Source organism: Prosthecobacter sp. (assembly GCF_044373815.1).
Taxonomy (GTDB): Bacteria; Verrucomicrobiota; Verrucomicrobiia; order Verrucomicrobiales; family Verrucomicrobiaceae; genus Prosthecobacter.
In genome coordinates, this window is record NZ_JBIPNG010000460.1 from 1 (window position 1) to 5297 (window position 5297).

The following is a 5297-nucleotide window of genomic DNA, read 5'->3' on the forward strand; positions in this document are numbered from 1 at the left end:
CAGCATGCCTTCATCCAACGCTGCGCTTGCTGGTAAACGTTCTGCCAGGGCGGCAGGTCATGGGGCATCATGCGCCACTGGCAGCCACAACGCACGATGTAACGCAGCGCGTTGAAAAGCTCGCGCAGCGGATACTCCCGCTGGGGTGCATCCTCCCGCATCAGCACCAGGTAGGGACGGCAAAAGTCCCATTCTGCATTGCTGACGTCACTGGTGTAGATGGCTCTTGGCTTGTTGGTCGCGGGTTCCATCCCAAGCTTATTGCTTGGAGCCTCACCGATGTACAGCGCTTTTTAAAGTTAATAACAGGCTCTAGGCCGCTCATGGAGGGAGGCGCTGGCATGTGCATTTCACCAGTGCAACCCAACAAAAAACCTCCCGGCTTGCGCCGGGAGGTTAACCTTGAAGGGTTGAATCGTTCAGAGAACAATCAGAATTAGAAGCGGATGCTGAGGGTCACGCCGTAGTACACAATGCTGTTGAACGGGGTGGATGGGCCGCCTGGAACTCCTGGGTATCCTGGAAACGGCGGGTCATCGCTAGGCGGGATACCAGGGACGTAGTCCGCCTTGGAGGAGCGAGCCAGATTCTTCATCGGACCCATTGGCAGGTTGGCAGCAACGTAAGGGGTCAGTGTCGCACGGCTATTGAGCTTGATTGGGAAATCAATGCCAACAGTCAGGGCGGTCCAACCGGAGATGCCACCTTGAGCTGCAGACTGGCCGAAGAGGCCGCCGCCACCGACGAGGTTGCGGGAAGCCTGTGTGAAGCCAGCGTTGTAGTTCAGGCCATAGCCAAGACCAGCGTGTGGGACGATGCTGATGGCATCGGTCACGGCGATGGTGGATTTGGCGGTGAGGTCGAAGTACCAGCCACCGTTGAAGAGGTCATAGTTCGCGCTCGAAGCCAGATTGATCGGACCGAGGTTGGTGTTGACGCCCAAAGTGAGTTGCTGGATGTCGTTCATGCCGTAGCCTTGGCCGAAGAAGTCGTTCATACCACTGCCATTGGCGAGGGAGCCCATGTTGTGGATGAAGCTATAGCCGAAGCTGACCGCAGCAGGACCGAAGTCATGCGAGATGGCAGCACCCAGCTGAAGGCGCTGGAAGGAGTTGGTGTTCTTGATGCCATCACCCATGTTCGGGGAGAAGCTGTCCTGGTCACCTGCGAGGGAGCCGTAGTTCACGTCCCAGAGGAGGGAGGTGCTGCCTGCGCCGTCTTCGGAAGCGCCGCCCACAAGGAGAAGCTCGCCGTTGAGCCCGGAGCGGACCCAATGCTGGCCGTAGTTGATGCCACGCCACACGTAGTTGGAGTCATAACCGATGGAGGCGGTGATGCCGAGATCATCGTTCGCGGGAGCGGGAGCGATAGGGTTTTTAGGAGCTGGAGCGGATGGTCCGGCCACAACGGGAGTGGTGGCCAATGCCAAGAACCCGAGCATTTTCAGGAGCGTGTTCAATTTCATAGTCTGATTATGTTGGTTGGTTTGTTTGAGGTTGGACTCTTGCGTCCATAAAGAAATAATTTCGCAATACTCGAGGAGTATGGAAGCCTTCTCTATGGTTGGTTTGAGTTCAGTCTCACGGCTAACCGAATAGCCTCTAGAGCCACGCACGAGCTTACGAAAGAAGTAAATCGGGTTAACCCACGCTTGTTCTAGGAGTTGGATTACGGTGATGCTTTTTAAAGTTAGAGTAATCTTCCAAAATGTTGTATTGGATGGGCTTACACGATTTGCTGCGATTCAAAACAACTAACTCACGCAGGGACCCACACTGGGGAGTGTTTAAAATCGTTCAAGCAGGTAAAATCGACGATAAGGAAAAAGTAATTACATCGAGGCTATTAGTTGACGGCTACCAATCTGGTTCGCTTTACAAGAGTCAAAGAGCTGCACGGGAACTGCTTTTGAAGGGGGGGCGAGTTGGCACCGGATGTTGCGCGGGGACGGAGTGTGAAAGATTGCTTTGTGAAGAAGGTAACGGTCTGGTGCGCTCAAGCCTGATAGGGTTCATACTTCCACACAAGAAACCCGTGCACGAACACATTGTTGACCATCGGTCGGACGGTGACATGGTCGAGTTCAATCGAGATTGGCAGCGCCGGTTCAGCGGGCGAAGAGCGGTCAACGCCGCTGAGGCGTGGGGCGATGTACCAATAGACCTCATTGACCGGCTTTTCGCGAAAAGCCTGGCCGAGTATAATGTCGCCGCCTTCGATAAGCACGGTTAGAACATTTCTTTTGCCAAGTTCGGCGGGCACTTCGGCTATATCTTTACCCCGCATGATGACTGTGCGGTCCTTGAAGTTGTTGGCCAGAACGTGCGAATGCTGCGGGATTTCGTCACTACCGGTGAGCAACACGCACAAGGGCTGCAATTTGCCGCTGCCAGCAATCGATTTCGCGGATAGGCACCAAAAGCCCTACTTGCATGTGTCAGGGGCCGATTCGTAACCGCCTGAATCAGAGGTGACTGAATTCATCAAACAGCTTGAGATCAAGATGCTCAACATTACGGGATCGAGAGAAGGCAGGGAGCCAGGCATCAAACTATGGGTGCAGCAGGCCTTGAATCGGGCGTTTTTTTCCACCGATTGTCTGGGAAGATCTTAAGTAAGCTGACTGAACACGAATTCTAAAAGATGTGTTATTCCGTCAAGGATTACACTGATCTAGGCATAGAGAGCGGGTATCGCTCCAGAGAGATGAATCTTGGTGCCCGTGTCATTTGCCGATAGGCTTTTTAATCCTTCGAACAATCAGGCCGTGTTTTTCGCAATAGCAGCCGTCACACCTTGCATGGCTTGCTCATAGTTATGGTGCACCGCCTCGACTTGCACGAAATCGTGCTAAACCTGTTACGATGTGCATGCCTGGCGGTTTTGTTTTATCGTGCGAGCGGATTCCGTAGAGGAGGGGGACTTCTAACTTTATCCTTATATTAGCTCTAACACCAAAAAAGCCATTAACGTTTGAGCTTGGGTTAATCCATTAAATTCATCATTAACCTTTGCAAATGACTAGGAAAAGCGAAATACTTTTCGCCCTATTTACATAGTTAAATACAAAAAATGCTCCTGCTCCTAATTATGATTGCTGTCTCTCCTACGACAGCAAAATCTCACGATTAAAGGAGAGAAGCATTTGATTCCTCTGTTCAAACCCCTCTTCCAAGCGCAGCACAAAAGCACTAAATACAAGCATGCACCCTAGAAATTGAAACCCTAGACCCTTATGCCAACAACCGACCAACTCAAAAAAGCTGTCATTATCAGCGAAAAGCTTGATGCTCTCGAAGCGGAACTTGCTGTAATTCTTGGCGGTTCATCAGCGCCTGCCAAGAGCGTTCAGGAAGATAAGCCCCCAAAGGAGAAGAAGACGAAACGTGTGATGTCTCCAGAAACGCGTGAAAGGATGGCTGCCGCTCAGCGGAAACGCTGGGCGAATTCAAAGCAGGCTTGATACTCTGGTCATTGACTGCCTGAGTATAAAAACCTCCGGTGCCCATTGTTAGCGAGCACAGGAGGTTCTTCAGGTCGTTAAAGCTGCCTTTTTCAACCCGTCTGCTTTGGATTGCAGTGAACGCAGATTCCTGACCTTACGGAATGGAACCTCAAACCATTAACGTGACTTAAGGGTCACTTCGAAGCTCCCCCTTTTGCCTAGCAGTAGGGGCAACCTTTCTGGAATGATGTCACCTCGAGAGCCTGTTATTAACTTTTGCCGAATAGATAAGAGAGCATGAGGGTCGCGAAGGCCAGCCAGTGCATGCCAGTGAGAGTCGAAGCCAGACGCTCGTAGTCCCTTGAGAGGCGCTTGAAGCGCCTCGCCCAACCAAAACTGCGTTCCACCACCCAGCGCTTTGGCAGCAGCACAAAGCCTTTTTTGGCCTCCGAGAGCTTTACTGCCTCCAGCTTGATGACGTGCTCTTGCGCCTGGCATTCAGGCTACACACCGGTGTAACCTTGAGCCACATAGGCCAGTTGCACATCTTCTCCTGTGGCCTTCTGGATGTGCTCAGCGAGCTCGCCGAACTGCGCACGCTCCTGCTCGTTTGCCGCCGTCACTTTCACCGCCGGCAGATGTCTGTGCCAGCGCATTTTCTCGGAGCGGTGCCACGCGCATAGGCGGTGAAGAACTTGCGGTGACACTCCTCGACGTAGGTGTCCCGATGTTTCCCGGGCGTGAGCATGAAGTCGATGTAGCGCTTGAGATAGTCATCCGCATCGTAGTCGCCGCAGGTGATCAGGGAGTCCATCAAGACCTTGGTGAGCAGGAGGTTCAGTGCGTTTTCACCGGCCCGCAGAAATTGGTGATAGTGGATGCTGCGCTGTCCCCAGTAGCGCGCCTGATCATGCAGAATGTTCCCGCGCTCGTTGATCGCGGTGTATTCAGAGCGCCAGAGAATGCTGCCGGGATGCGGTGACTTTGGTGCCATGTAGTCACGGACGGTGCCGCAGTCATGGCGCAAAGCTGAGCGGTCGTAATACCAATGCACGGGCATGGCGATGGCATCAGCAATGAAACCTCCCATGGCGAGGCCTGTGAGTGAGTCTGTAGTCTTCTCCATGAAGCTCAATGAGTGATGGCTGCGCTCGGCTTGGCGGCCTTGCGGGTCCATTGGACGAGTTTTAAATCACGAGTGCTCAGACCACGATTGCTCTCCAGGCCGAGCAGATTCCAATGATGAGCGTGGAGCTTGAATGGGCTGCGGATTTGCTCATCAAAGTCGGTCGGCCAAAGGACGCCGTCGATTTTCTTGAAATCACGAAACGTCACATCCACCTCCGCTCCACGGGTGCTGTCCAGGCCGTTGAGTGTGAGGCGCACTCGGCGTAGCAGCTTGCTGCTGCGGTCGATGTGGAGGATGACGCGGTCCTCTTCTGCCATGCCCAAACCTGGGCGTAGAATGGCGAGCACCTCATCACACAGAGCCTGATCCACTAGGGACTCACCATTCATGGCGAAGACCGTGCCGCTTTGCTGGAAATAGAACGGGCCAAGCAGAAAGAGCGCGTAGGCATCCGCCACGAGTGCTGCGGCCTGCTCGGTCTCGTCGTCATCAGTGGCCGTGCCATTGTAGGCAATGGCGATTTGACCAGGCGAACGCAGCACTTTCTTCACGCCTCCCGGTCCGGTGTGGGATTGCGCGATGATTCTGGGTGAGAGGATAATCCTCTCCTCAGACGCCCCACGGAACTTTGAGTCCACCAGCACAGGCTGAAAGCGTGGTCCGATGGAAGCCCACTTGCCTTCATAGCGCACGCTCAGATCCATGATTCGATCAAAGGCGAAG

General features: G+C 53.7%; 7 protein-coding genes and 1 pseudogene. 1 reads left to right on the forward strand and 7 read right to left on the reverse strand.

Translation table 11 applies throughout. The features are described 5' to 3' along the window. The 3 genes from ACIREA_RS25970 to ACIREA_RS25980 all read right to left on the reverse strand — a co-directional run. The coding region (locus tag ACIREA_RS25970; protein ID WP_397385231.1) for a transposase at positions 1-251 on the reverse strand (251 nt) is incomplete at its 3' end. Between the two features lie 185 nt (positions 252-436). Then, the gene (locus tag ACIREA_RS25975) at positions 437-1465 is read right to left on the reverse strand and encodes a hypothetical protein (protein WP_397385232.1); all 1029 of its coding nucleotides are present in this window, start codon (positions 1463-1465) and stop codon (positions 437-439) included. A gap of 530 nt (positions 1466-1995) precedes the next feature. After that, on the reverse strand, positions 1996-2364 hold the full coding sequence (locus ACIREA_RS25980; protein ID WP_397385233.1) for a dihydrofolate reductase family protein: 369 nt from the start codon (positions 2362-2364) through the stop codon (positions 1996-1998). An 871-nt stretch (positions 2365-3235) separates the two neighbouring features. On the opposite strand from ACIREA_RS25980, the gene ACIREA_RS25985 reads away from it, so the two are divergent. Further along, positions 3236-3463, forward strand: coding sequence for a hypothetical protein (locus ACIREA_RS25985; protein ID WP_397385234.1), 228 nt, complete (start codon positions 3236-3238; stop codon positions 3461-3463). A 251-nt stretch (positions 3464-3714) separates the two neighbouring features. Here the strand turns inward: ACIREA_RS25985 and ACIREA_RS25990 are convergent. The 4 genes and pseudogenes from ACIREA_RS25990 to ACIREA_RS26005 all read right to left on the reverse strand — a co-directional run. Further along, positions 3715-3894 (reverse strand): annotated as a pseudogene (locus tag ACIREA_RS25990) (transposase); the annotation flags it as partial. Between the two features lie 54 nt (positions 3895-3948). Further along, positions 3949-4101 (reverse strand): hypothetical protein, encoded by a 153-nt coding sequence (locus tag ACIREA_RS25995; protein ID WP_397385235.1) that lies wholly within the window; start codon positions 4099-4101, stop codon positions 3949-3951. Then, positions 4071-4571: an ADP-ribosylglycohydrolase family protein gene (locus ACIREA_RS26000; RefSeq protein WP_397385236.1), complete on the reverse strand. Its 501-nt coding sequence runs from the start codon at positions 4569-4571 to the stop codon at positions 4071-4073. The genes ACIREA_RS25995 and ACIREA_RS26000 overlap by 31 nt, the downstream gene beginning before the upstream one ends. 5 nt (positions 4572-4576) lie before the next feature. Then, on the reverse strand, positions 4577-5297 hold a 721-nt coding region (locus tag ACIREA_RS26005), incomplete at its 5' end, for a hypothetical protein (RefSeq protein WP_397385237.1).